The 26731-nt window shown below is 39.5% G+C and carries 19 protein-coding genes; 8 read left to right on the plus strand and 11 right to left on the minus strand.

Features of this window, described 5'->3' with window-relative positions:
* Positions 1 to 4 precede the first annotated feature (4 nt).
* From A37Q_RS0105590 to rpsT, 6 genes are all read right to left on the minus strand, one after another.
* On the minus strand, positions 5 to 730 hold the full coding sequence (locus tag A37Q_RS0105590; protein ID WP_018299298.1) for a cell division protein ZipA C-terminal FtsZ-binding domain-containing protein: 726 nt from the start codon (positions 728 to 730) through the stop codon (positions 5 to 7).
* A 72-nt stretch (positions 731 to 802) separates the two neighbouring features.
* Positions 803 to 1948, minus strand: coding sequence for a lipid-A-disaccharide synthase (lpxB, locus tag A37Q_RS0105595; RefSeq protein WP_018299299.1), 1146 nt, complete (start codon positions 1946 to 1948; stop codon positions 803 to 805).
* Positions 1948 to 2721 (minus strand): acyl-ACP--UDP-N-acetylglucosamine O-acyltransferase, encoded by a 774-nt coding sequence (gene lpxA / locus A37Q_RS0105600; protein ID WP_018299300.1) that lies wholly within the window; start codon positions 2719 to 2721, stop codon positions 1948 to 1950. The genes lpxB and lpxA overlap by 1 nt, the downstream gene beginning before the upstream one ends.
* 2 nt (positions 2722 to 2723) lie before the next feature.
* Complete coding sequence (gene fabZ / locus A37Q_RS0105605) at positions 2724 to 3176, minus strand: 3-hydroxyacyl-ACP dehydratase FabZ (protein WP_018299301.1); 453 nt, start codon at positions 3174 to 3176, stop codon at positions 2724 to 2726.
* Between the two features lie 9 nt (positions 3177 to 3185).
* A complete protein-coding gene (gene lpxD, locus A37Q_RS0105610) occupies positions 3186 to 4217 on the minus strand; it encodes a UDP-3-O-(3-hydroxymyristoyl)glucosamine N-acyltransferase (protein ID WP_018299302.1) in 1032 nt (343 codons plus the stop codon).
* A gap of 174 nt (positions 4218 to 4391) precedes the next feature.
* Positions 4392 to 4670, minus strand: a complete 279-nt coding sequence (gene rpsT, locus A37Q_RS0105615) for a 30S ribosomal protein S20 (RefSeq protein WP_018299303.1) — start codon at positions 4668 to 4670, stop codon at positions 4392 to 4394.
* A 205-nt stretch (positions 4671 to 4875) separates the two neighbouring features.
* Here rpsT and lepA point away from each other — a divergent pair, with 205 nt between their 5' ends.
* Both lepA and A37Q_RS0105625 read left to right on the plus strand, forming a co-directional pair.
* Positions 4876 to 6666: a translation elongation factor 4 gene (lepA, locus tag A37Q_RS0105620; RefSeq protein ID WP_018299304.1), complete on the plus strand. Its 1791-nt coding sequence runs from the start codon at positions 4876 to 4878 to the stop codon at positions 6664 to 6666.
* 216 nt (positions 6667 to 6882) lie between these two features.
* A complete protein-coding gene (locus tag A37Q_RS0105625; protein ID WP_018299305.1) occupies positions 6883 to 8355 on the plus strand; it encodes a sodium-dependent transporter in 1473 nt (490 codons plus the stop codon).
* Here A37Q_RS0105625 and mpl read toward each other — a convergent pair.
* Both mpl and hldE read right to left on the minus strand, forming a co-directional pair.
* A complete protein-coding gene (gene mpl / locus A37Q_RS0105630; protein ID WP_018299306.1) occupies positions 8352 to 9728 on the minus strand; it encodes a UDP-N-acetylmuramate:L-alanyl-gamma-D-glutamyl-meso-diaminopimelate ligase in 1377 nt (458 codons plus the stop codon). The genes A37Q_RS0105625 and mpl overlap by 4 nt on opposite strands.
* 6 nt (positions 9729 to 9734) lie before the next feature.
* Positions 9735 to 11147 (minus strand): bifunctional D-glycero-beta-D-manno-heptose-7-phosphate kinase/D-glycero-beta-D-manno-heptose 1-phosphate adenylyltransferase HldE, encoded by a 1413-nt coding sequence (hldE, locus tag A37Q_RS0105635; protein WP_018299307.1) that lies wholly within the window; start codon positions 11145 to 11147, stop codon positions 9735 to 9737.
* Between the two features lie 138 nt (positions 11148 to 11285).
* Here hldE and A37Q_RS0105640 point away from each other — a divergent pair, with 138 nt between their 5' ends.
* The gene (locus A37Q_RS0105640) at positions 11286 to 11990 is read left to right on the plus strand and encodes a UDP-2,3-diacylglucosamine diphosphatase (protein WP_018299308.1); all 705 of its coding nucleotides are present in this window, start codon (positions 11286 to 11288) and stop codon (positions 11988 to 11990) included.
* On the opposite strand, the gene A37Q_RS0105645 is transcribed toward A37Q_RS0105640, so the two are convergent.
* Positions 11983 to 13302, minus strand: coding sequence for a POT-type proton-dependent oligopeptide transporter (locus A37Q_RS0105645; protein ID WP_018299309.1), 1320 nt, complete (start codon positions 13300 to 13302; stop codon positions 11983 to 11985). The genes A37Q_RS0105640 and A37Q_RS0105645 overlap by 8 nt on opposite strands.
* A 218-nt stretch (positions 13303 to 13520) precedes the next feature.
* On the opposite strand from A37Q_RS0105645, the gene purH reads away from it, so the two are divergent.
* From purH to A37Q_RS0105665, 4 genes are all read left to right on the plus strand, one after another.
* Positions 13521 to 15098 carry a bifunctional phosphoribosylaminoimidazolecarboxamide formyltransferase/IMP cyclohydrolase gene (gene purH / locus A37Q_RS0105650; protein WP_018299310.1) on the plus strand — a complete coding sequence of 526 codons (1578 nt, stop codon included), beginning with the start codon at positions 13521 to 13523 and terminating at the stop codon, positions 15096 to 15098.
* Positions 15099 to 15174: 76 nt separating this feature from the next.
* A complete protein-coding gene (locus tag A37Q_RS14695) occupies positions 15175 to 16512 on the plus strand; it encodes a TldD/PmbA family protein (protein ID WP_018299311.1) in 1338 nt (445 codons plus the stop codon).
* A 231-nt stretch (positions 16513 to 16743) separates the two neighbouring features.
* The gene (gltB, locus tag A37Q_RS14700; protein ID WP_035404814.1) at positions 16744 to 21186 is read left to right on the plus strand and encodes a glutamate synthase large subunit; all 4443 of its coding nucleotides are present in this window, start codon (positions 16744 to 16746) and stop codon (positions 21184 to 21186) included.
* Between the two features lie 9 nt (positions 21187 to 21195).
* Positions 21196 to 22602 carry a glutamate synthase subunit beta gene (locus tag A37Q_RS0105665; protein WP_018299313.1) on the plus strand — a complete coding sequence of 469 codons (1407 nt, stop codon included), beginning with the start codon at positions 21196 to 21198 and terminating at the stop codon, positions 22600 to 22602.
* On the opposite strand, the gene ppc is transcribed toward A37Q_RS0105665, so the two are convergent.
* Both ppc and A37Q_RS14705 read right to left on the minus strand, forming a co-directional pair.
* Positions 22599 to 25283, minus strand: coding sequence for a phosphoenolpyruvate carboxylase (gene ppc, locus A37Q_RS0105670; RefSeq protein ID WP_018299314.1), 2685 nt, complete (start codon positions 25281 to 25283; stop codon positions 22599 to 22601). The two genes, A37Q_RS0105665 and ppc, sit on opposite strands and share 4 nt — an antisense overlap.
* Positions 25284 to 25387: 104 nt before the next feature.
* Entirely contained in the window at positions 25388 to 25960 is a 573-nt protein-coding gene (locus A37Q_RS14705; protein WP_018299315.1) for a thiamine phosphate synthase, read from the minus strand.
* A 71-nt stretch (positions 25961 to 26031) separates the two neighbouring features.
* On the opposite strand from A37Q_RS14705, the gene A37Q_RS16590 reads away from it, so the two are divergent.
* Positions 26032 to 26154: a VOC family protein gene (locus tag A37Q_RS16590; RefSeq protein ID WP_154648633.1), complete on the plus strand. Its 123-nt coding sequence runs from the start codon at positions 26032 to 26034 to the stop codon at positions 26152 to 26154.
* Positions 26155 to 26731: the final 577 nt, after the last annotated feature.

The raw sequence follows: 26731 nt of genomic DNA on the forward strand, positions 1-26731 counted from the left end.
ACTCTTAATCCGTTACAACTTCAGGCTTCAAGCTATTCATCTTGCTGCGATAGGTGGCATCATCAGAGCTTGTAAAACGTCTTTTGTGCTCATTTAACATCGTAGCACCTAAGCGTGTATTTAGCCCACTAACACTCGTAAAAAAATGCTCAAAACAAATTGCCGCATCATAAAACTTCGCGAGTTTTTTTGCATTTAGAATGCATACCAATAACGTGTATTCTGACTGAGAGAATGTATCCCCACTAAATAGCGGCTCTTTTTCATCAGCGACAATGCTATATAACACATCGCCATCTTCTGTTATAAACTGAAAGCTATTTTCAGCCGCATTAAAATGAAGCCCCTCTTGAGAGAATAACTCTAAAATATCTTGCCCATTAAAGACATAGCCTCTTGGTGCACTTAAATAGATTACCGCATAACCTTCATCTAAAGCCGGGTAGCTTTTTTGCTCTTCGAAACTTGCAACACTCTGCGAGGAAGTTGGATCTACCTTGATATCTTCACCAAGCTCAATTTTATTCACCTCAACATCAAGCACTTTATCTTGTGTCTGAATTGCTTGATAGGCTTGCCCTTTTTTGTTCGCTTTATCCGCCTTTTGTGTTTTCTCCAGCTCAGCCATATGTTTTTTATATTTTTTACGCTTGCTACGCCGAAACGCATCAACAAGAAGCAAAATCACAATAACGATACTCAAAAGAAGTATCAGTTGCACTTTATTCATAAGGGATAAACTCATTTATCTAAATTAATGTCCTATTCTAATCAATGCTGAAATATTTAAAAAGAGACTTTACTACAAAAATCTCACTCGATGAGCAATTAATTTTCCAATCTCATCAACAACTTTTTGATCACTGTCTTGACTTAGCTCAGTATGAAACTGATTAAAACGCTCTACAACTTCATCAAATGCTGCCTCATTGCCTAGGTATTGCATCATTGCCTTTGCAATATTCTCCTTGGTAAAGTTATCTTGAATCAGCTCAGGAATAAGTGCTTCTTGCGCCAAAATATTGGGCAAAGAGGCATACTTTGTTTTAAGGAGCCTTTTAGCAACATATGCTGTTAATTTTGAAACCTCATAACCAACCACCGTTGGTTTTTTATAAAGCATCGCCTCTAGCGTTGCAGTCCCAGAAGCAACTAGCGCTATATCAGAAGCTTGCAGCGCTAAATGTGCATTTTGTTCGACCAGATGGACGCTTAATTTCACATCCAAAAGCGCCTTTGATATCAGCGGCTTTAATGATGGCTTAGCAACCGGTATCACCAACTCAAATTGATACCCTTTATCTTTCAGCAATAAAAGCGCCTCTATAAACACTGGCAAAATTCGCTCAACTTCTTGCTTTCTACTACCGGGCAATACTGCGATTAAAGTCTTTTTTGATAGCGTTAATCCCAACTTATTTCGCGCATCAGAGCTTGAGGTTTTCATCTGAATTTTATTCGCAAGCGGATGACCTACAAACACGGCTTTATGGTTGTGTTTTTGATAGAAAGCCTCTTCAAAAGGCAAAATAGCAAACACCACATCCGTTGCCTTTTTTATCTTTTTCATTCGCCCTTCACGCCATGCCCATACAGATGGGCTAACATAATGCGCAGTTTTCACACCCTGCTTTTTTAATTTCTTCTCAATTGGTAAATTGAAATCCGGCGCATCAATACCAATATAAACATCAGGAGGATTCTCTCTAAAATGCCTAAGAAGGCCATTTCGCACTTTTAAAATGGCTGGCAAGTGCTTTAGAACTTCAATAATCCCCATGACTGAGAGTGTTTCAATGGGATACAGGCTTTTACATCCAGCGGCAATCATTTTTGGTCCTGCAATACCTTCAATAATTGCATGCGGATAACGTGCTTTTAACAGGCGCACCACACCCTCACCTAATTGATCACCCGATAGCTCCCCTGCAACAATTGCAATGCGCACTAGCGAAGAATTCCTCTTTTTGATGATTCCAAAAGCTCGATGAATAAATCAACCTCTGGAGTTTGCTTCTGCATGGTCTTTAATTTTTCAATAGCTTCAACCAAACGAAGACCTTGGCGATAAATCACCTTATAGGCATCTCGAAGCCCACGGATTGTCTCTGTTGAAAAACCTGATCGCTTTAAACCTTCGACGTTAATCCCACATGGTGAAGTTGTTGGTGAGGATGCGACCATTAAATAAGGCGGGACATCTTGGGTAATGAGCGCCATGTGTGAAATAAATGCATACGCCCCGACTCGACAAAACTGATGAACACCACAACTGACACCAATTGTTGCATAATCATCAACATGCACATGACCTGCAAGCCCAGCACTATTGACCAAAGTCACATTATTCCCAATATGACAATCATGCCCAATATGAACATAGTTCATAATCAAATTATTGCTGCCTACTCTCGTAATGCCATCTTCTTTCGCAGTTCCGCCATGAATGGTTGCACATTCACGTATGATATTATTATCACCTAAAATCAACTGGGAAAATTCATTATGAAAAGTGCGATCAATAGGCTCCTCTCCTACAGAAGCAAACTGAAAAATACGATTATTTTTACCTAAAATCGCATTTTTACCAATTACTGCATGTCCTGAAATATTACATCCTTCACCAATTTGAGCGTTTTCGCCAATAATAGCAAAAGGGCCAATAGTAACATTGTCAGCTATTTGCGCAGATTCATGTATGACAGCTCTTGAGTCGATCACGTTTACATTTCCCTATAAGCTGCAAGAAATTCAGCAGAGGCAACCACTTCACCATCTACAAAAGTCTCAACGCTACTTTTACACATTCCACGTTTAATTTTATTCATCTTTGCTTCAAAAATCAAAATATCACCAGGAACAACTGGCTTTTTAATCCGCACTTTATCAATTCCCGCCAAAACAAACAGCTTCTTCTCATCCAGCTGCTCATTCACCGAGTGCATCATTTTAACACCCAAAATGCCCGTCGCCTGCGCCATTGCCTCAACAATAAGCACACCTGGCATAATTGGCTGTTTAGGAAAGTGACCATTAAAAAATTCCTCATTGGCTGTCACATTTTTCTGCGCAGTAATTCTGCCTTCATCACAGTCAACCTCAAGAACTTTATCCACCAATAAAAATGGGTAACGATGCGGTAAAATTTCCTTAATTTGCTGAATATTTAATTGCATTTTCTCGCCTTAATCTTCATTAACTCTCTCTTTCATATCTTGCTCTAAATGCTTGACTCGCTTTTCAAGCTTATCCAAGCGGAACAACCTTGCATGCACACGCTTCCATTCCATATGAGGCCGTGCATTAAATCCAGCTGTATAGAACCCTGGCACCTCAATGCTTTTACTGACATTAGAGGAGGCACCAAGCGCCACATTATCACAAATAGATAAATGTCCGCTAATCCCGACCTGCCCACCAATAAGGCAGTTTTTACCAATATCAACTGAGCCCGCAATCCCTGTTGAACCAGCAATTGCAGTATTCTCCCCGATAGTAACATTATGTGCAATTTGAATTTGATTATCAATCCTCACCCCATCGGCAATTACTGTATCATCAATCGCACCGCGATCAATCGTGGTACTTGCACCAATCTCAACGTTATCCCCGATCACAACACCACCTAATTGTGGAATTTTAATCCATTTACCATGCTCATCTTTTGCATTGCCAAAACCATCAGAGCCAATCACTGTGTTAGCATGTATAATGCAGTTTTTACCGACTTTAACATTATGATAAACACTGACATTTGATTTAATTTCGCTATTCTCGCCTATGACTGAATGGGCTTCAACAACACTATTGGCGCCGATCACAACATTATTCATAAGCTTTACATCTTTGCCAATCATTGCATTTGGACCGACAGAAACCCCCTCACCTATAAACGCAGTTGAATCAACAACAGCAGAAGGATGAATCGTTTTGGAGGGTTTAGGTGAAGTATCAAATAACTCTGCCACTTTTGCAAATGCTAGATACGGATTATCAAGCACAATAGCATCAACTGGACAATACTCTAGCGCCTCTTTGCTTAATAGCACAGCTGTGGCCTTGGTTGTTTTTAATTCTGATAGATATTTTGGGTTTGATAAAAAGCTCAAATCACCGCTTGAAGCACGAGATAATGTCGCAAGCTTTTTAACCTTTAGTTCTTGGTCACCATGGGCAACGCCACCTAAAAGGCTAGCCAACTTTCCTAATGTATACACTGCCAATTCCTTAGAGTCTCAAAAAATCTTTCGCTCATTTTAACGCACTCAGAACACAATGAACAATACAAACTTCCATAAAACCTTATATCAGGCATTATGACTAACATCAGATTGCAAACAAAAAAAAACCCCTGCCTGAGCAGAGGTTTCCAGTTAATTGCTTAACAATGCTTATGCACTAGCAGCCGTTTCTAACGCTTTGATTTGTGCACTCAAGCGACTTTTATGACGCGCTGCCTTGTTTTTATGAATCAAACCTTTTGTCGCATAACGATCTAAAACAGGCTGAAGCTTTTGAAAAGATTCTTTCGCTACAACAACGTCTTTCTCTTCAATTGCTTTGACCGTTTTTTTCAAAAACGTTCTCATCATTGAGCGACGCGCAACGTTATGTTGACGTCTTTTTTCTGCTTGTTTTACACGCTTTTTAGCTTGTCTACTATTAGCCAATGTTATTCTCCGTTATCAATTATAAATATTTATAGTTAAAATTATTAACAATTTTCTAAAACGCAGCACATTTTGCCGTTATTTGTTCAACATGTCAATATTTTTCCTATCCCAGCATTGAGATTTTATTCTGTTCACTTTACTCAAAAACTTAGGCATAATGCACACTATAATAATATCCTTTAAAATATAGTATTAATTGCATATGCAGCACATTCGTAATTTTTCAATCATTGCTCATATCGATCATGGTAAATCAACACTATCTGATCGTTTTATTCAAGTATGCCAAGGCCTCTCTGACCGTGAAATGAAAGAGCAGGTTTTAGACTCCATGGATATTGAAAGAGAACGAGGCATCACCATTAAAGCACAAAGTGTAACGCTGAATTACACCGCTAAAGATGGAAAAACCTACCAGTTGAATTTTATTGACACGCCAGGGCATGTTGATTTTTCTTATGAAGTTTCTCGCTCACTTGCAGCCTGTGAAGGCGCACTTTTGGTCGTTGATGCTGCTCAAGGTGTAGAAGCACAAACCGTTGCTAACTGCTACACAGCTATTGAGCAGAATCTAGAAGTCATTCCTATTTTAAATAAAATTGATTTGCCTTCTGCTGAACCTGAGCGCGTCTCTGAAGAAATTGAAGATATCATAGGCATTGAGGCAACCGATGCAACTACTTGTAGTGCAAAAACAGGCATTGGTGTTGTTGATGTTTTAGAGACCATTATCAGCAAAGTCCCGGCACCCATTGGTGATATTGAAGCGCCATTACAAGCGCTTATTATTGACTCATGGTTTGACCCTTATCTAGGTGTTGTCTCGCTCGTTCGTATTCGAAATGGGGAGGTGAATGTGGGTGATAAAATTAAAATATTCTCCTCTGGTCAAACCCATCAAATTGATCAGCTAGGCGTATTCACCCCTAAAATGAAAAAACTAACAACCCTCAAAGCAGGTGAAGTTGGCTTTATTGTTGCTGGCATTAAAGACATCCATGGCGCGCCAGTTGGCGACACAATCACACTGGCTAAAAACCCAACAACCACAGCAATAGCAGGCTTTAAAAAGGTACAACCTCAAGTTTATGCTGGCATGTTCCCTATTAGCGCTGATGATTATGAATCATTCCGTGAGGCACTTGAGAAACTAAGCCTAAACGATGCATCACTATTTTTTGAACCTGAAGTATCACAGGCTTTAGGCTTTGGATTTCGCTGTGGCTTTTTGGGCATGCTTCATATGGAGATTATCCAAGAGCGTCTAGAGCGTGAGTACAACCTTGATTTAATTACCTCTGCACCGACGGTTATCTATAAGGTCACCTTGAAAAGTGGCGAAGAAATGGATGTCGACAACCCCTCCAAACTGCCTGAGCAGAGTACTATTTTAGAGGTTCATGAACCCATTGTCCGTGCTAACATTCTTGTCCCTCAGGAATATGTTGGCGCAATCATCACACTTTGTGTTGAAAAGCGCGGGGTTCAGGTTGATATGAATTATATGGGAAGACAAGTTTCTATTGTTTATGATATCCCGATGATCGAAGTTGTCTCAGATTTCTTTGATCGCCTTAAATCAGTCAGTCGTGGCTATGCATCACTGGACTATGAGCTTCAACGCTATGAAGCAGCCCAAATGGTACTTCTTGATATTCTAATTAATGGTGAAAAAGTTGATGCGCTTGCTAGCATTGTTCATAAAGAGCAAGCCACCTATAAGGGGCGCGAGCTTGTAGAGCGCCTAAAAGAGCTCATCCCAAGGCAAATGTTTGAAGTTGCCATCCAAGCAGCCATTGGGGGAACTATTGTCGCAAGAAGCACGGTTAAAGCCATGCGTAAAAATGTTCTTGCCAAATGTTATGGTGGGGATGTGTCGCGAAAAAGAAAACTTCTAGAGAAACAAAAAGCAGGGAAAAAACGTATGAAGCAAGTAGGTAACGTCGAAGTTCCTCAGGAGGCATTTCTCTCTGTCTTAAGGAAAAAGGACTAAAGCAATACGCCTCAACAGGCTTTCTACTTCAATTGCAAAACAACTTTATATTTCTAATGTAAATATCTACATGCCTTATTATAAAAGGAAAATTCAAACAATTTTATAGCTTTATGTATACGCCATTTACAATTTTATTCAAGCGCCTGCTATACTGATTTCATATGATAAACGCTTACGGGCGTTACTTTGTATCAACGAGGAAAGGGGTAGAATATGTCAGAAAAGCGTAGCAACTTTGGTTCTGCATGGATTTTTATTTTAGCGGCAATTGGGTCAGCAGCAGGTCTTGGCAATCTGTGGCGTTTTCCTTATCTTGCTTATGAACATGGTGGAGCTGCCTTTTTTATTGCTTACATCATCTGTCTTTTATGTATTGGATTACCGCTTCTTATTGTTGAAGTCGGCCTTGGAAAACACACAAAAAAAGGCGCACCAGAGGCCATGGCAAGCGTCGGTAAACGCGGCTACTTTAAAGTTATCGGCTGGTTATCCGTGATGGTTGCTTTTTCTATTTTAACCTACTATATCGTTATCGCAGCATGGACAGTAAACTACGCCACAAATGCGTTTTCGCTGCCTTGGCAAGGTGGATCTGAAAGCTACTTTTTCAATCAGTTTCTTGCCATCACCACCGATATTGGCAGCTTCTCAACACCACGACTCCCCATTATTGCTGGCGTAATTATCATCTTACTATTAACCTATATTTGCATATACAAAGGCACAAGTGGACTTGCTTTTGTTGCCAAATGGATCACCCCATTACCCTTTATTTTACTTATCATTCTTCTTATTAACTCCCTCTCTCTATCTGGTAGTGAAACAGGGCTTCATGCACTTTTTGTGCCTGTTTGGGCATCACTTTTAGACAATAAGCTTTGGTTTGATGCAGCAAGCCAAGTCATCTTTTCTATCTCATTGGCAACAGGGGTTATGTTTGCTTATGGCGCCCTTTTAGACAAGAAAGTTAACGTTGCTAAAACCTGTACTATTGTCGTTATTGGCGATACGATTGCTTCTGTTATTTGCGGGATGATTGTCTTTTCAGTCATTGGACATGTTGCGCTTATCGATGGCAAGAGTATTCATGATGTCATCTCCGGTGGCATTGGGCTTGCTTTTGTTGTACTTCCACAAGCACTGGCTCTTTTGCCAACCGGACAAGGCATTTTCTCCTTTATCTTCTATCTATCTGTTTTCTTTTTGGCGTTTACTTCGATTATTTCCCTGATTGAATCTGTTTTAGCAGCCTTTATGGACAGCAAAGCAAAGCTAAAGCGCGCCTCACTTCTTCTGGTTATTTGCTTACTGCTTTTAATTTTCAATATTATTTACACCATGGGCAATGGACTTTACCTACTAGATGTCGTTGATCATTACATCAACGGCTATTTTATGCTTTTTGTCATGATCTTGGAGGCGCTTCTTATCGGCTGGGTTTATAATATTTTCCGCTTCAATCAAACTGTCTTTTTATCGAGTAATCATAAAGCACTGAAACTGCTTTTTGCACTTTTGGTATCTGTTGTGGTACCACTTATGTTAATCATCCTTTTTGTCAGACAAATCAGTAGCGACATCACAACAGCATATGGTGGCTACCCAAGCGCCTATCTTACCGGTATTGGAATTGGCATTTTTGCAGTTGTAATTCTTGCCAGCATCCTATTTACCAAGAAATATTAAACTTTCTCACTCGCTCTATCACAGAGCTTTTGATGTAGCCCTTCAAACCCACCATTACTCATAATAACAAAATGTGTGTGGTTAGATTGTGCTTTTACCATTTCCTTTTCAAAGGCCTCTATAATATCGCAAACATGTTGATATATACCAATAGATTGACTGCTTTCATCAACCTTCCATAAAGCATTTTCATTCATATAAAGCCAAGCTTCATCTGCATACTGAAGCACATCAATAAGCTCTTTTTTGTGCACACCCATTTTCATCGTATTCGAACGTGGCTCTAAAATAGCAATCACTCTATCAGAGCTTTGTCCTTGACGCTGTGATTTGGCTCTCACCGCCAAAAGTGTTTCTTTTACTGCTGTTGGATGATGTGCAAAATCATCATAAATGCTAAGCGTTTTATTTTGGAAAATGCACTCCAATCGGCGCTTGACGCCTTTAAACTCAAAAAAGGATTGTTGTATACTGTCATCAGGTATTTCAAGAAGTTTTCCTATCATATAAGCATGAAGCGCATTTTGTGCATTATGCGCGCCAATTAATGGCCATTTTATAGAAAGCGCATCTGCCTTTCTCTCTATTGTAAATTCACTATAATCGCGCTTCTTGGCCTCTACATATACACCTTTTTCTTTCCCACTTGGTAACAGTTTCGACCATACACCCATCTCTAAGAGTCTTTTAATTGCACCAACTTCTTCAGGATAGATAATCGCTGTTTTTGCAGGAAGTGTGCGGATTAAATGGTGAAACTGTTTTAAAATCGCATCCATATTTTCAAAGATATCAGCGTGATCAAACTCCAGATTATTAATTAGCAATACATCTGGATGATAATGCATGAACTTTGAACGCTTATCAAAAAAAGCCGTATCATATTCGTCAGCTTCTATCACAAAATACTTTGAGTCAGTTAAGCGTGAGGAGACGCCAAAATCCTGCATGACTCCACCGATCAAAAAACTTGGGTTAAATCCAGCATCATCAAGCATTTTGCATACAAGAGAGGTTGTTGTTGTCTTACCATGTGTCCCTGCAATAGCAATCACAAACTTATCTTTCAAAATATGCTCATAAAGCCACTTTGGTCCTGAGCTATACGATAGATTATCATCCAGTATTTTTTCAATAATCGCCATGCCACGGCGCATGGTATTGCCGATAATAATATGATCTGGTTTGAGCTCTAGCACCTCTGGCTCATACCCCTGATATATCTTAATACCCTGCTTCTGAAGATAAGTACTCATAGGCGGATAAATCGCCGCATCAGAACCTGTTACTTTAAAGCCTTTTTCTCTGGCAAGGATTGCAAGAGAGCCCATAAACGTACCACAAATTCCAAGAATATGAATATGCTTAGACATCTTAAATTACGCTTCAGATTTAATTTTGTTAATAATATAACTCGTTGAATAATTCGGCTTTAAATCTATTGTTTTGACTTCTCCGCCATTTTCGATCACCTCTTTTGCCCCCGCAATTTCATTCACTTCATAATCAGCCCCTTTCACCAGTATATCTGGCAAAACTTCTGAAATAAGCCTTTGCGGGGTATCTTCAGAAAAGGCAACAACCCAGTCAACACATTGAAGCGCACTTAAGACTTCCATCCTTGCCTCAAGTGGAACAACAGGTCTTGTACTTCCCTTAAGCCTTGTTACAGACTCATCTGTATTGACAGCGACAATGAGCCGATCTCCAAGAGATCTGGCTTTTTGTAAATACTCAACATGGCCAGCATGTAAAATATCAAAGCAACCATTTGTCATAACCACTTTTTCACCCTGAAGGTGAACTTCTTTCATCGCTGTTAATAACTCTTTTTGCGAGAGGACGCCATGGGCAAAAGCACTTTGCTCATCAAGCGCATCATGAAGCTCATTTATATTGACTGTTGCCGTTCCTACTTTACCAACAACAACACTGGCCGCAGCATTAGCAAGACGCATAGCAGATAAATAATCATAACCGACTGAAATGGCCATAGCCATCACCGCAATAACAGTATCACCTGCACCGGTAACATCATAAACTTCTTTGGCTATCGTTGGAATATGCTCATAAGTGCCATCATGGCGGATGAAACTCATCCCCTCAGCGCTTCTTGTTACCAAAATTCCATCAAGTTCAAGTGCCTTTGCCAATTCAGCTCCCTTGTCAATAATATCTTTTTCTGTATGACACTTACCAACAACAAGCTCAAACTCTTTTCGATTTGGCGTAATAACACTAGCACCTTTATAGCGCGAAAAATCATTGCCTTTTGGGTCAACAAATATTTTAATGTCTTTCTTTTTGGCAAGCTTAATAATACTTTGCGGGTCACTTAAAGTCCCCTTACCATAATCTGACAAAACCATCGTATTATAGCCGCTAGATGTATCAATAAAATCGAGTATCTTAGCTTTATCTTCACTTAAAAAATTCTCTTCAAAATCAACACGTATCAACTGCTGCTTTTGTGACAGTACGCGCACCTTGGTAATTGTTGGTTTATCTGTTTTGATAAAATGCTGATCTATATTCTCATCAGATAGAATGCGTGCTAAATCATGTGCTTCTGCATCATCACCGACCATCGAGCAAATAGACGCCTTTGCACTCAAAGAGGCAACATTAAGCGCCACATTTCCTGCGCCTCCTGCTCGATTTTGAATGGATTTCACATGCACAACCGGCACTGGCGCTTCGGGGGAAATACGCTCAGTTGAGCCATTATAATAACGATCGAGCATGATATCCCCGACAACCAACACTTTTGCATGTGATAGATTATGTTGCATGTAGAACCCTTGAATATATCCGCACTCATACCTTTGCATCAAAGCGCGTGATTTTTAACTGATCTTATAAGTTAGTGATGTTATACTAAATTCAGTTAAAGTAACACCCTAATGCAACGGGAGTTCTCAAAAAATCTAATGAAAACAGTTTATATAATTTCAGATTTACACCTAAGTGCAAAACGCCAAAATATCGTACAAATATTCACACGCTTTATTGACACTATTGCTAATAAAGACAATGAGTTATATATCTTGGGAGATTTTTTTGATTATTGGGTGGGCGATGATGATTTATCAGATTTCCACCTTAATATTATCAATATCTTAAAAGCTGCAAGCACAAAAGGTCTTCTGATTTATCTAATGCATGGCAATCGTGATTTTTTACTTGGGAAAGAATTTGCTAAATTAAGCCAAGTGACACTTATTGATGATCCTTATGTACTAGTGAGGGATGAGAGGTCTTTTCTTCTAATGCATGGCGATTTACTCTGCACAGATGACAAGAGCTATCAATATTTTAGAAAGTTTGTTCGAAATAATCTGATCCAAAGAGCTTATCTTATGCTTCCACTGTCTCTGAGGCGAAAGCTGGCAAACAAAATCCGTCATCAAAGCCAACAGAAAAATGCGCGCTACAAAATTATTGATGTTACCGAAAAAGGCATTTCACAGTATATAAGTGACTATCCTATCCTCATCCACGGCCACACACATCAACAAGGCGTTCACCATAAGAGCACTTATACTCGCTATGTACTTGGTGATTGGTTTCACTCTGGAAATTATCTTAAAATCAATCCCGATAACTCAATCAGTGTTGTGGATAACATTATCTAAATGCAAGGCGATTCCAAATATAAGTTCCAATAACAATAATGATCGCAACAACAACTGCAACCGTACTAATCATTGATGCAACGACCTGTGTGCTATAGTCAACTGTCATCGAGGCGATATGACCACCTACAACATTCCAAACCGCCAGCATTAAAAAGAATATCCCTGTCCCAATGCCAACTTTAGATTTTGGCATATACCTTGCAACAACGCCCAAGCCTACAGCACTGACAAGGAGCTCTCCAATTGCATTCACAATATACGTAAGCACCAGACCCGTGCCACCATTCCAGTTTGATATAATAGCGCAAGAGATGGCTATTAGCAGTGTACCCATTGCCATTTTATAAAAGTCATGTATCGCAAATCTTTTATAAATGCCTAAAAATATCGAGCCAACAATAATAATTGTAAGCGGGTTAAGCACAAGCATAAGTTGCCCTAATATTTCACCAACATTTGCTTTTGCCTCACTTAAGAAACTAGTGTATAGCTGCACATAAACAATATTAAACGGCGCCAAAATAAACATTAATGCCACTACAGCCCAAACACTAGGTGTTTTAATTGCTAAAATACAAAGATAGATAATCGCTAGACAACCGATAGATAATGTAATGATCGTCAATAAGCTTTTAAATGATAAAATCATAAAAACAATAAAGCAAAGCACAGGAATAAGCACGAGGACTTTGATAAATTTAGACTTGTCAAAACCCTTTGCCCCTCCAGCTGTTGATACATCTTTTAATGTGTGACGCATAAGATAGAAAGTCGCCAACACCAAAAAGCTAGAAGCTGTACTGACCCAAAAAAGTGTCACATGACTTATCAGTGAAAATGCCACCAACATTAAAGTTAATTTAGCAATCAATGACCCTATGTTAATTGACATATAAAGTGCGGTAAAGTTTCTTGACTCATGACCAGGTTGTGTAATCTGAGCCAATAAAGCAGAAGGCGCCGCCTTAAAAAGCCCAATGCCGACAGCTATAATTGACAGCGCAGCAATTGCCATAGTTAGATCATGAGATAGAGCTAAAAGTAAAAAGCCAACCCCTTTTACAAAAAGCCCTATATATACCATGCGTTTAGCACCAAAGCTATCAGCCAAATACCCCCCTAAAACCATAATAGCGTATGTCACACCACTTGTTCCTGCGTAAAGTAGGTAAGCGTATTTATTATCAACTTGAAAATACGCCATCAAGTATGCGACCAATATTCCAGCCAAGGCTGACCAAGAAAATCGCTCAATGATCTCCACTTGATATAAATTCAAAAGTCCAAGACTCGACAATTTTTCACTCATTTATCATTCCATTCTCATGTTTTTATCATCAGCTACACAGTCTAATAGTAAAATCATCGATGATCACCTTTTTATAGTAATAAGCTTTTCCTCTCAGTTACTAAAAGCCACTCATTTTGTATTTCCAAACCACAAAAAGCTATTCACTGATTAACTCAAAGCATGTTACACTATGGCCGTTTTTAATACAGCCCAATATCCACAGGAGCTTTAATACCATGAAACCCATTAAGCGTGCCCTTTTAAGTGTCTCTGATAAAACAAATATTCTTGATATTGCCAAGACGCTGAATCAATTGAATATTGAGATCCTTTCAACTGGCGGAACGGCAAAGTTACTTGAGCAAAACAACATTCCAGTAACAGAAGTTTCTGACTATACAAAATTTCCAGAGATGATGGATGGCAGAGTAAAAACCCTTCACCCAAAAATTCACGGGGGGCTCTTGGCTCGCCGCGGTATTGATGATCAGGTGATGCTAGATCATAACATTCAGCCCATTGACATGGTTATTGTTAATCTCTATCCATTTAAAAAAACCATTGAAAAAAACAATGTCAGCTTCAGTGAAACGATTGAAAATATCGATATTGGCGGACCTACAATGTTACGTTCAGCAGCAAAAAATCATCAAGATGTTGCCGTTATATGTAACCCCCATCGCTATCAAGATATCATTCAAGAACTTGAGCAAACAAAAGGCTCACTGTCCGATCAAACACGCTTTTCACTTGCTGTTGAAACCTTTGAGCATACTGCCGAGTATGATGGGATGATTGCAAATCACCTTGGCAAGCTCTCAAAAGAAACCAAGGAAATAGAAAGTGATTTCCCAAATACCATTAACTTTCAATTCACAAAAACACAGCAAATGCGCTATGGTGAAAATCCTCATCAAGGGGCTGCACTTTATATCGAAAAAGATTTCACAGGACCCTCTGTTGCCAAGGCAACGCAGCTTCAAGGCAAAGCACTCTCTTATAATAATATTGCCGATACCGATGCTGCGCTTGAGTGCGTCCTTTCCTTCAACACCCCTGCGTGTGTTATTGTTAAACATGCAAACCCATGTGGCGTTGCCACATCAAGCACACTTTTTGAAGCTTATAAAAATGCATTTAAGTGTGACCCTACCTCAGCATTTGGTGGCATCATTGCATTTAATCACCCTTTGGATGCAACAACTGCTGCTGAAGTGATTCACAATCAGTTTGTTGAAGTGATTATTGCTCCTGAGCTGTCAACCGAAGCCAAAGCAATCTTAAGCAAAAAAGTAAATGTCCGTGTGTTAACCTATAATGAAGGCAATGATCTAGCTGTACAAAGAAGTCCTCTTGAGCTGAAAAAGATTACAGGGGGTCTATTGGTACAAGATAAAGACATACAGCAAATAGATGAAAGTGTGCTTAAAGTTGTCACGCAAAAAACACCAACAAGCGCACAGATGCAAGATCTCTTGTTTGCTTGGAAGGTGGTTAAATTTGTGAAGTCAAATGCCATTGTTTATGCCAAAGATAATTATACGGTAGGTATTGGCGCCGGCCAAATGAGCCGTGTTTTCAGCTCTAAAATTGCACTTGAAAAAGCAGCTGAAGCGCAATTAGATATCACCGGATCAGCGATGGCCTCAGATGCCTTTTTCCCATTTCGAGATGGTATTGATGCCGCGGCAAAATCTGGGGTTAGCGCTATTATTCAACCCGGGGGTTCTATGCGTGATCAGGAAGTGATTGATGCTGCTAATGAGCACGGAATTGCCATGGTGTTTACTGGCATCAGACATTTTAGACACTAAACATTTGACAAAATAATACACAAGCTAGCTTTAGTGTTATAATCTATGCCAAAAATAACAACATAATGAAAACAAGATGGCTATTTTAACGCGCCAAAATGAGCTTATTTCTATCTTACAAAAAGCATCTGAACTGGCCAAATCGGCAGAGGTAGATGCATTTGAAATTCATGCTTCAATTGATCAAGGACATGTTATTGGTGTTCGAAATTTAGTGCCTGAAACGCTTGAATTTAATATCACACAACACCTTTCAGTTCATGTGTATTATCAAGGGAAAACAGGCTATGCACAAACCTCTGATTTAAGCATCAATAGTATTAAAGCCATTATTCAAAGTGCAAAAACCATTGCGATGCATACCGAAAAAGACCCTTTCTCTGGTATTATTGATGCAAAGGAGCTTTGCACACCAAAAAGCTTAAGCTCACTGTATCAACCATGGGAAGATTTTACGATTGAGAAAGCCTTGGAATTGGCAAAAAACTGTGAATCTTATGCCTTGGACAATCAAGATATCTCTCACTCTGATGGTGTTAGTATTAGTGGATTTGAAATCTTACATGGATTTGCAAACAGTCACGGCTTTTTAGATGTTTACCCAGAGACAAGATATAGCATCAGCGCTGAGTTTATCGCCGATGACAAGCACGGCATGCAACGAGACGATGCTTATTATGCCAGTCGTAGTATTGAAGGGCTCCCTGATACTAAGCATATTGCCGAAGAAGCAATCAATCGAACATTGGCACGCAGAAACCCACAAAGCATCAAAACGCAAAACTTGCCCATTATTTTTTCACCACAAATTGCTAAATCATTTATCAGCAAGCTACTAACGGCACTTAAAGGCTCAAGGCAATATCATAAAAATACATTTTTATCTGATGTACTTGACCAGCGTGTGCTTCCTCATGGAATAAACATCACCGAGAACCCTTTAATTAAAGGCGCAATGGGTAGCCAACCTTATGATGATGAAGGGGTTAATAAAGGCCTAAACCCGATTATTACAGATGGTGTTGTGAATCGTTATATTCTTAATAGTTACTCAGCAAGACAACTTGGTATGCAAAGTACTGGCAATGCTGGCGGCTTAAGTAATGTTGAAATCGATGCTAAGCACGCTTGTAGCGAGCATGAACTGATTACCAAAATGGATCATGGTATTATTATTCATGAAACAATGGGGCAAGGCGCAAATCTAACAACAGGCGATTACTCTCAGGGCGCCATGGGGTTTTATGTTAAAAATGGTCAAATACAGTACCCTATTGATAACTTTAGCGTTGTCAGCGACCTCAAAACAATGCTTGGCAACATTCAAGGCATCTCAATAGATAATGTTAGCAAAAACTCAGGGATTCAAGTTGGTTCAATACTTATTAATGAATGTCATATTTCCGGTCAATAGATAATCACTCGATCTGCATTTTATATTTCAAAAAAAAATTATAAATGCTATATTAAATTTTCCATACAAGTAGTTTACAGCTGGAATGTAAGCTTTTAAAGGATCTTAAGAGCTTCACATACCCAAATATCAACAAGCGTTTTTGTTGCCCTCTTGCTTACCCATAGCATACAGATATGGGAAATAAGCGGGATAAAGCAAAAAGCATTAAGGAGTAATATGGAGTCATCAATGCCACAACTAAACGAGCAATATGGGCTATACAAGCAAGAATTTGAAAAAGATAATTGTGGTTTTGGACTCATTGTTAATAAATATGGACATAAAACACATCAACTCTTATCCACTGCTTTATCTGCACTTGGGAAGATGAAACACCGAGGTGCAGTGGCAGCTGATGGGGTATCTGGTGATGGATGTGGAATTTTATTTAAAATTGATCATGATTTCTATCGAGATAAAGCAAAGCATCAAGATATCATCTGTAATGAGCGCTTTGCAACAGGGCTACTCTTTTTAAATCCAGAATCCCAACATACAAGTACTCAAATAGATGAGATTTATCGCTTGGCTGAAAAATATTCACTTGAAATTGCTGGAATACATAAAGTGCAAACTGATCAAAGCTATCTTGGTCAACAAGCACTTGAAATTTGCCCTGATATTCAGCAAATATACATTAACTGTCATAATGATATGTGCTCAAATGTCTTTGAAGAGCGATTGTATGTGTTAAGGCGCGCACTTGAAAGTATGTTTTCTGATGATGCTTATTTTTATATCCCAAGCCTATCTGCAAAAACCATCATCTACAAGGGACTTGTCACACCGGAAAACTTACCCTACTTTTATCCGGTTTTAAATAATAAAGATCTAAAAACAGATTTATGTATTTTCCATCAACGTTTCTCAACAAACACATTACCTCAGTGGCAGCTTGCTCAACCTTTTCGCTATCTTGCACATAATGGTGAGATTAACACAATTAAAGGGAATAGAAATTGGGTCAATGCCAATGGCAGCCGATTACTGAATAAGCTTAAATCTTATAAAGATATATTACTGCCAATTACAACCAATAAAGTATCTGACTCAGCAAGTTTGGACAATGTTGCCGAGGCGCTTTATCTTAATGGCATGCCACTTATGCATACCTTGCGCATCATGGTTCCTCCAGCTTGGCAAAACCGTGATGATATGGACCCTGATTTACGTGCTTTTTATGAGTTTTATGGCATGCATATGGGCGCATGGGATGGTCCTGCTGGGATTGTAACGACCGATGGGCGATTTGCCGTTTGTGTTCTTGATAGAAATGGGCTTCGCCCTGCCAGATGGCATGAGAATATTCATGGTGATATTACCATTGCCTCAGAAGCTGGTGTCTATGATGAAAGTATTGAAGTGATCAAAAAAGGTCGTGTTGGGCCAGGGCAAATGATTGCCATTGACACTGAATCAGGTGCTTTTTTAAGCTCAGAAGATATTGAGAAAAACCTGAAAAATCAATTCCCTTATAAACAGTGGCTTAGTACTGGCGTTGTGCCACTTAATCGTCAAACAGACTATACAGCGTTCTCCTCTTACACACCTGAGAAACTTAACACCTATACAAAGCTATTTGATCTCTATTATGAAGAAAAAGAAACCGTTATTCAGGCACTCGCTGAATCTGCAAATGAAGCAATTGGCTCAATGGGTGATGATGCCCCTATTGCAATATTAGGCAAGAAGAACCGGTCACTTTATGAGTTTTTTAGGCAGCAATTTGCTCAAGTCACAAATCCGCCAATTGACTCATTAAGAGAGACAGTTGTAATGTCGCTTAAAACGTTTGTCGGGCGACTTGGGAATTTCACCAAGCCTACCTCAGAGCTTGCCAAGCGTATTGTTCTTGAAAGCCCTGTATTATCAAACTCTGCCTATTATCGTCTACTGCAACAACTTGAGCATGCAACTGAGATTATCTCACTGAACTATCCAAGTGAAACCAGCTTTGAGCAAGCGCTTGAAGATATAGGGCAAAAAGTCTTAAAAAGTATTGAGAGGCAAAAACATATTATTGTCTTAGATGATGAAAACATACAGGAAAATCACTACCCCATCCATGCTCTTTTAGCCACAGGATATGTACATCATCTTTTAAATAGATTACAAATGCGCTGTGATGTGAACTTAATTATCAAAACAGCAACCACACGCGACCCACACCAATTTGCTTGCCTGTTAGCATATGGTGCAACCGCTATTTTACCCTATCTTTCTTATCAAGTGGTAAATACGCTTGTTGATAGCAATTCACTGACAACCAAAGATAAAACACTGGCCAGACGCAACTATCGCTATGGAATTAATAAAGGGCTCAAAAAAATCATGTCTAAAATGGGCATTTCAACCATGACAAGCTATAGAGGCGCGCAGTTGTTTGAAATTATTGGCCTTGATAATAATGTGGTCGATAAATGTTTTCATGGAACAGTCAGCCGCCTATCGGGACTTAGTTTTATAGAGCTTGCTCAGCAACAACGTACTTTGATGGAAGATGCCTTTAGTCGAGAAAATGAACTCAAACAAAAAGGAAGATACCGCTTTAGCGCAAATGGTGAGTATCACGCCTATAATCCTGAGGTGACACTGAAGCTGCAAGCGGCAGCTTCAACAGGTGACTATGAGAAATATCTTGAATATAAAAACGCGGTTGATCAAAGAGGCACACAAATGTTGCGTGATTTTTTCACATTCAAGCCCTCTCAAGCAATTGATATTAATGAAGTGATGCCACTTGAGGAAATATTCAAGCAATTTGATTCAGCAGGCATGTCACTTGGCGCAATCTCTCCTGAAGCGCATGAAGCAATGGCTGAGGCAATGAATAGCCTTGGTGGAAAGTCCAACTCAGGAGAAGGCGGTGAAGCAAAAGAGCGCCATGGCTCCATTAAGCGTTCAAAAATCAAACAAGTTGCCTCTGGAAGATTTGGGGTCACACCTGAATATCTTGTCAATGCTGAGGTAATTCAAATTAAAATTGCACAAGGCGCAAAGCCTGGAGAAGGCGGACAATTACCGGGAGGGAAAGTTAATAACCTTATTGCCAAGCTTCGCTTTTCGGTTCCGGGAGTAACGCTCATTTCCCCACCACCGCATCATGATATCTACTCTATTGAAGATCTGGCTCAATTGATTTTTGATTTAAAGCAAATCAACCCTGATGCCTTTATCTCCGTTAAGCTGGTCTCTGAGGCAGGCGTGGGCACTATTGCTGCAGGGGTAGTCAAAGCCTATGCTGATATGATCACCATTTCAGGGCACGATGGTGGTACTGGCGCCTCTCCTCTAAGTTCAATTATTTATGCAGGAACGCCTTGGGAAATGGGGCTGACAGAGACGCACCAGACACTTTTAAAAAATGACCTTAGAAATAAAATCACCTTACAGGTTGATGGCGGTCTTAAAACCGGGCTTGATATTATCAAAGGTGCTATCTTAGGCGCTGAAAGCTTTGCATTTGGGACAGCACCTATGATTGCACTTGGCTGTAAATATCTTCGCATATGTCATTTAAATAATTGCGCAACAGGTGTTGCTACGCAAGATGATGTGCTGCGCGAGCGTTACTTTAAAGGCACTGTTGAAAAGCTTAAGAACTTTTTCACATTAGTTGCTATGGATGTCAGAGAGCATCTTGCTTTGCTTGGCGTTCGCCATTTAAAAGAGCTTGTTGGTCGAGTAGATTTACTTCAGGCATTGGACAAAGAAACACAACGCTATGGACTTGATTTATCCGCAATTTTAACACACACCCAAATGCCTAGCGAGAAGCATACTTTTCAAGGACAGAAAAACATGCCCTTTGATCAGGCCAAATTGGCACATACAATCTTAAAAGAGTGTCAAAATGCCATTGATCATGATAAAGCATTTACCCAAAGTTATAAGATTGAAAATACCGATCGCTCTATTGGGGCGATGCTCTCTGGTTATATTGCCAAAGCCTATGGTAATCAAGGACTGAAAAAGCCTATTTCGCTTAATTTCAATGGCACGGCAGGACAAAGCTTTGGCGCATTTAACGTAAAAGGACTCACCTTGAATCTTACAGGTGAGTCAAATGATTATGTTGGCAAGTCAGCCTCTGGCGGCACTATTATTATCAAACCACCGAAAAATGCCCTTTTTGATCCGCATATGAGCCCCATTATTGGCAATACCTGTTTGTATGGTGCAACAGGGGGAAGACTTTTTGCCTACGGGCAAGCAGGTGAGCGATTTGCTGTTAGAAACTCAGGCGCTATTGCCATATCTGAAGGTGCTGGAGATCACTGCTGTGAATATATGACAGGTGGTATTGTGGTTATTCTTGGAGAAACTGGGATTAACTTTGGCGCTGGGATGACAGGTGGTATCGCCTTTGTACTTGATCAAGAACATCAGTTTGTTGATCGTTATAACAATGAGTTTATCAAGCTCTATCGCATTCAATCTGAACGGATGCAGGATTATCAAGACATGTTGTATAAGCTCATGCAAAGCTACTTTGAGCACACTGAAAGTAAAACAGCAAAAAGCATTTTAGATAATTTCAATGACTATTTACGACACTTTTGGCTCGTTTCAGCTGATACAATTGAAGTCAGTGATATTCTTGTTCGTCAAACTGAAAAAACTGTCAATTAAGGAGCTGACATGACACGCAAAAATTTTGAGTTTTTAGAAGTTCGTCGTGAAGCACCAAAAGAACGCTGGGCGCCAGAGAGAATTGAAGACTTTAATGAAATACAAGGCAATTACTCTGAAAATAAGGCTAAATTGCAGGCAAGTCGCTGTCTTGATTGTGGCAACCCCTACTGTCAGTTTCAATGCCCTGTGCAAAACTATATACCTCAATGGCTCAAGCTCGTTCAACAAGGGCGTATCTTAGAGGCAGCAGAGCTTTCTCATCAAACCAACTCCCTGCCTGAAATCTGTGGTCGTGTTTGCCCACAAGATCGCTTATGTGAGGGCAGTTGCACACTGGATGATGATTTTGGCGCAGTTAATATTGGCGCCATAGAAAAGTACATTACCGACACCGCCTTTGAAATGGGTTGGGAGCCACAAAAACCATCAATTAAACCGACAGGAAAAACTGTTGCTATTATTGGTGCAGGCCCCGCTGGTCTTGCATGTGCAGATATTCTGATCCAAAATGGAATCACCCCTATTGTCTATGATCGCTATCCGCAAATTGGTGGGCTTTTAAGCTTTGGCATTCCTTCGTTTAAACTGGAAAAAGAAGTGGTTGAAAAACGCCGGAAAATTCTAGAAGGTATGGGCGTTATTTTCAAACTGAATACCGATATCGGACGAGATATTGCCTTTGATGATTTATACCAAAATCATGATGCTGTGTTTATTGCAGTTGGCACCTATAACAAAGTCAAAGCAAGTATCCCCGGGGAAAACCTTGCAGGCGTCTATCAGGCACTCGATTATCTCACCAACAATAACTACTACCAAATGGGTTTGGTTGATAAAAAAGCACATCACAATTTCTACTTTGAACGAGTGGTTATTCTAGGTGGTGGTGATACAGCTATGGACTGCTCTCGTACCGCAATACGCCAAGAAGCATCAAGTGTCTACTGTGCCTATAGGCGCCATGAAAAGGCGATGCCCGGCTCCTATAGAGAAGTGTACAAAGCAAAAGAAGAAGGCGTAAAATTCCTCTGGCATCATCAACCAATTGAAATTATCGGCAAAGATAAAGTTGAAGGGGTGAAATTTGCTAAAACCGAACTGGTTCAGCAAGAAAACACCGGCAAAATGGAGCTTAAAGTCATTGAAGACTCTGAAATCATTATTCCAGCAGAGCGTGTTGTCATTGCCTTTGGCTTTAAGCCTAATGCACTTTCATGGCTTAATGATTATCAGGTAAAAACAGATCAAAGCGGGAGAATTATTGCTAAAGGCGCCAATAAACACCCCTTTCAAACAAGTGATGATAAGATATTCGCAGGCGGTGATATCAGGCGCGGCGCTGATTTAGTCGTTACCGCAATCTTTGAAGGCAGGTCAGCGGCTAAAAGCATTCTTAACTATCTAAGCGCTTAGCCTGTATTTTTCATGCCTGCGGCAATGCCTGCAATGGTTAACATCAGCGCATCTTCATAGTTTTTATACTCTAAATCTTTCTCATTAAGTGCATGCATTTTTTGCATCACATGTGCTTGAATTAGATTTAATGGGTCAACATAAGGACTTCGATATTGAAGTGCTGATGCGCTTTCATCATTCTCGCCCTTTTCAATAAACGACTGTAATACATCATTAACCGCCAACATGGATTGAAGCTTGTCCCTTAAAAAATTCCCATATTCACTCAATGACTTTGATAAATTCTCATCATAGTAATGGGAAATATTGATATCTGATTTCAGTAGCGTCATATTCAATAAATCAATTAAATTATCAAAAAATGGCCACTGATCCACCATCTCTTTCAGTGTTTTTTTCTCTTTTTCCAACACACTTTCAAATGCACTTTCCATCCCAAGCCAGCTTGGTAACATAAGGCGTGTTTGCGTCCAAGCAAAAATCCATGGAATCGCACGAAGCGCGCTTAAAGAAACTTGTTTTTTGCGTTTTGCAGGTCTTGAGCCAATGCATAATCTACCAAGTTCATTTGATGGCGTTGCCGTTGCGAAATACTCCAAAAACACCTTATCATTTCTGACCACAGAGCGATAATCCTTTGTTGAGGCAACAGATAATGACTCCATCAATTTCACCCAGCTTTCTTTTGGCGTAACAGGTGGCGTTAAACTTGCGTGCAACACTGAGCTTGTATACAACATCAAGTTTTGCTGTGTTGTTTTCATAGAGCCAAATTTTTTATGAATAACCTCTCCTTGCTCAGTAATCTTAATCCGTCCATTGACTGTGTTAGGTGGTTGAGATAAAAGCGCCGATTGAATCGGTCCACCACCTCGCCCTACTGACCCACCTCGCCCATGGAAAAAGCAAAGTTTAATATCATAACGGTTGGCAATATCCGTAATCTCTTTTTGTGCTTGATACAACTGCCAACTGGCAGCAAGCTTCCCTGCATCTTTCGCCGAATCAGAGTAGCCAATCATTACCTCTTGTTTGGCTTGGCAATGCGCTCGATACCAGTCAATCGCAAAGAGTCTATCCATCGTTTTCGCACTGCCTTTAAGATCATCTAAGGTTTCAAATAAAGGCACAACAGGCAAAGGCTTTTTAATGCCTAATGTTTTTTGTAATAGCACAACTGATAGAATATCTGAAGGGTCTGACGCCATAGAAATGACATAACTGCCAAATTGATCCTCTGGTAACATGGCAATCGTTTTAAATGTATTAACAACCTCTTGTCCCATTTCATCAAATATGCAGTCATCTGCAAAAAGCGGGCGCTTACTTTGCAGCTCTTGTGTCAGCCAGTTTATTTTTTCATCTTCAGTTAATGCATGATAATCACCAAGGCCTAAGTGTGTATAAATTTGTGCCATGACATTAGTGTGCTCAGTGGACTCTTGCCTAATATCAAGTTTGACAAGATGAATCCCAAAGGTATGCACTTTATGAATGATATCCTCAACACTATCACTGGCAATGGAGCTGGCATTATTTTGCTTTAAGCTATTGTATACAAGATATAAAGGATCCAAAATTTCATCTACTGCAAACACACAGGCACTATCGAGCCTGAAACGGCGCTTAATAATGCGTGATTTATACCAATTAACGGTAAATTCAAGTTTATCTCTAAGTTCCCTTAAAAGCACGCGATAAGGCTCATGAGCGCCATTTGTTGCCTCTTTAATTTCATGGCTACACACATTGATGGATAGATCTTGAATCAAATCATTGATATCTGTCAATATAAGTGCAAATGCTCGCCAGCGAAAAAGCATAACCACTTCTTCGGTTGTTTTTGCAGTAACAAAAGGGTTCCCATCTCTATCTCCACCCATCCAACTGCCAAGCTTTATCGGTGTTTTTTCAATGCCAAGCTCCGGCAAACCTGCACTTGATAGCGCATGATTAAAACGACGAAAATACAAAGGAACACTATGCCATAGACTCTCTTCAATGACCGCACAGCCCCACTTGGCTTCTTCTATCGGGGTGGGTCTTTTACGACGAATCTCATCGGTCAGCCATAAATTAGTGATTACAGCATGAAGCTTTCTATCAATATTAATTTTCTCATATTCACTATCAGTGCGCCCACGCCTTTTAATAAGAGAGGTGATTTGATTGTGCTTTCGAATAAGTGTTCTGCGCTTTACTTCTGTCGGGTGAGCCGTTAGCACAAGCTCAATTGAAAGCGCTTCGATCACTTTGTGTATTTTTGTTTTGTTCACCCCCGCTTTGAGCGCATTTTCAATCACTGATAAAACACTTTCAGTCGGTGTTTCAATATCAATGCCATGAATACTCTCTGCAATATTCACCAGATTTAAAAAGTGCCCAAATGCCCTTGAAACTAATACACTATCTTGTGCATTTAAATGGCGAATAATTAAAAAAAGCTCATCGAGAAACTCTTTTGATCCTTGAATACGAGATTGAATCGAAATGTGGCGAATTTTCTCAACAAGCTCAAAGCTCCTGACACCCTCTTGCTCTTTAATTACCTGACCTAGAATGTCTCCTAAAGTTTCGATATCTAACTTTACTTGCGTACTATAAAGGTGGTTTTTCTCTGATTTTCCCCTGCTAACTGCGTCAGCTAGTTCATTTACTTCATTGCAATTACTTGTCATTTCTTGCCATAAATTCGATCATCCATGTTCTACAGTTATCAACCTTTTTTACAAAAAATGCAAGGGAAAATGTGGCTTTATAACCATCAAAGCTCCACTGACAATCAGGACATCTTCCAAAACCCAGAAATACCAGAGATGCCTTTAGCCCCCATTTTTAGCGCTTTTGGAAGATCTTCTTTTTTCATTCCACCTAATAAATAAACTGCTAAGGAGGTTTGGGCTAATAGCTTTTCTGTCTTGTCCCAACCCAACTCTTTCGCCTCAGGGTGAGATGGAGTCGGTAAAATGGGGCTTAAAGTAACAAAATCCATTTTCTTTTTCTCAGCCAATAAAAGCTCATTGATACCATGACAAGAGGCCGCCTTTAACCTACCGTTCCCCTGCCATTTATCTGCTTTTTTAAGTCCCTCACTACTAAAGTGAATGCCATCTGCGCCATATAAGCTATTTGTAATCATATCTGAATTTACAAGCACTTGAGTGTGATATAAAGGCGCAAATGCCATGATAGATTGCACAATATAAGCATACTCTTTATGACTAAAATGCTTTGAGCGAATTTGTATAAGTCTGCACAGTGGATCTGTTTTGATTAAGCAATGACAATGCTCAATAAAATGCTGCTTATCCAAAATATCATTGCCTGTGATGTAATAATAGGAGCCTAATAGCAAGAGACTTACCAGAGAAATATCTTTTTATGTTAATCTAAGATAACACTATTTCTTAACTTAAGACACCGACTGTGACCTCTCTTTTTACTAAAATCGATCATATTGCAATTAACACATTAAATATAGAGCGTTCAATGATATTTTATCAACAAACCTTTGGGTTTAAACACTATTTTGAAACAACTAGGACTTAGTAAGCATTAAGTATGAATATAAAGCACGGAATGAGAAATACAATATACATAATTTACCTTATATTGGTAATACGCATGCTGTTATTCACTTTCTATTCCTTAGTGCGCTTTTTTTAAGACCTAATACCGTTGCTAGAAACCACAGACAAACAATGGTAGTTCCAAGTTGAACAAGGTTAAGGTTAACATGCCCAGCATCATTAAAGGCAATCAAGACATAAAGTAGCGAAATCACAAAAGTAATAATGTATCCTATCAAAAACAATATTCTATTCTTTATTCTCAATCCAAAGAGTGCTAATGCTGGAGAGGCAATAGAGAATAAGTAGTCGCCCCTGAAAAAGTAGCTTTTCACATTGTTTTTGTGTGTTTATTGTTCACTGAACTTTATTTCAAAACTCAAAGATATGCCCTAATTGAGTTGAGCCAGCTTCTTCTGGATAAAAATAAATCAAACAGTGACATGCAGGACACAAATACCCAACCCATCTACCAGAGTGACTCATTTAATCTGTGTCAGGTATGTCTAAACAGGTGTCAATAACCTCATCACATGCTTAAGATTCATTCCCATTCC

Source organism: Fangia hongkongensis FSC776 = DSM 21703 (assembly GCF_000379445.1).
GTDB classification, from domain to species: Bacteria; Pseudomonadota; Gammaproteobacteria; order Francisellales; family Francisellaceae; genus Fangia; species Fangia hongkongensis.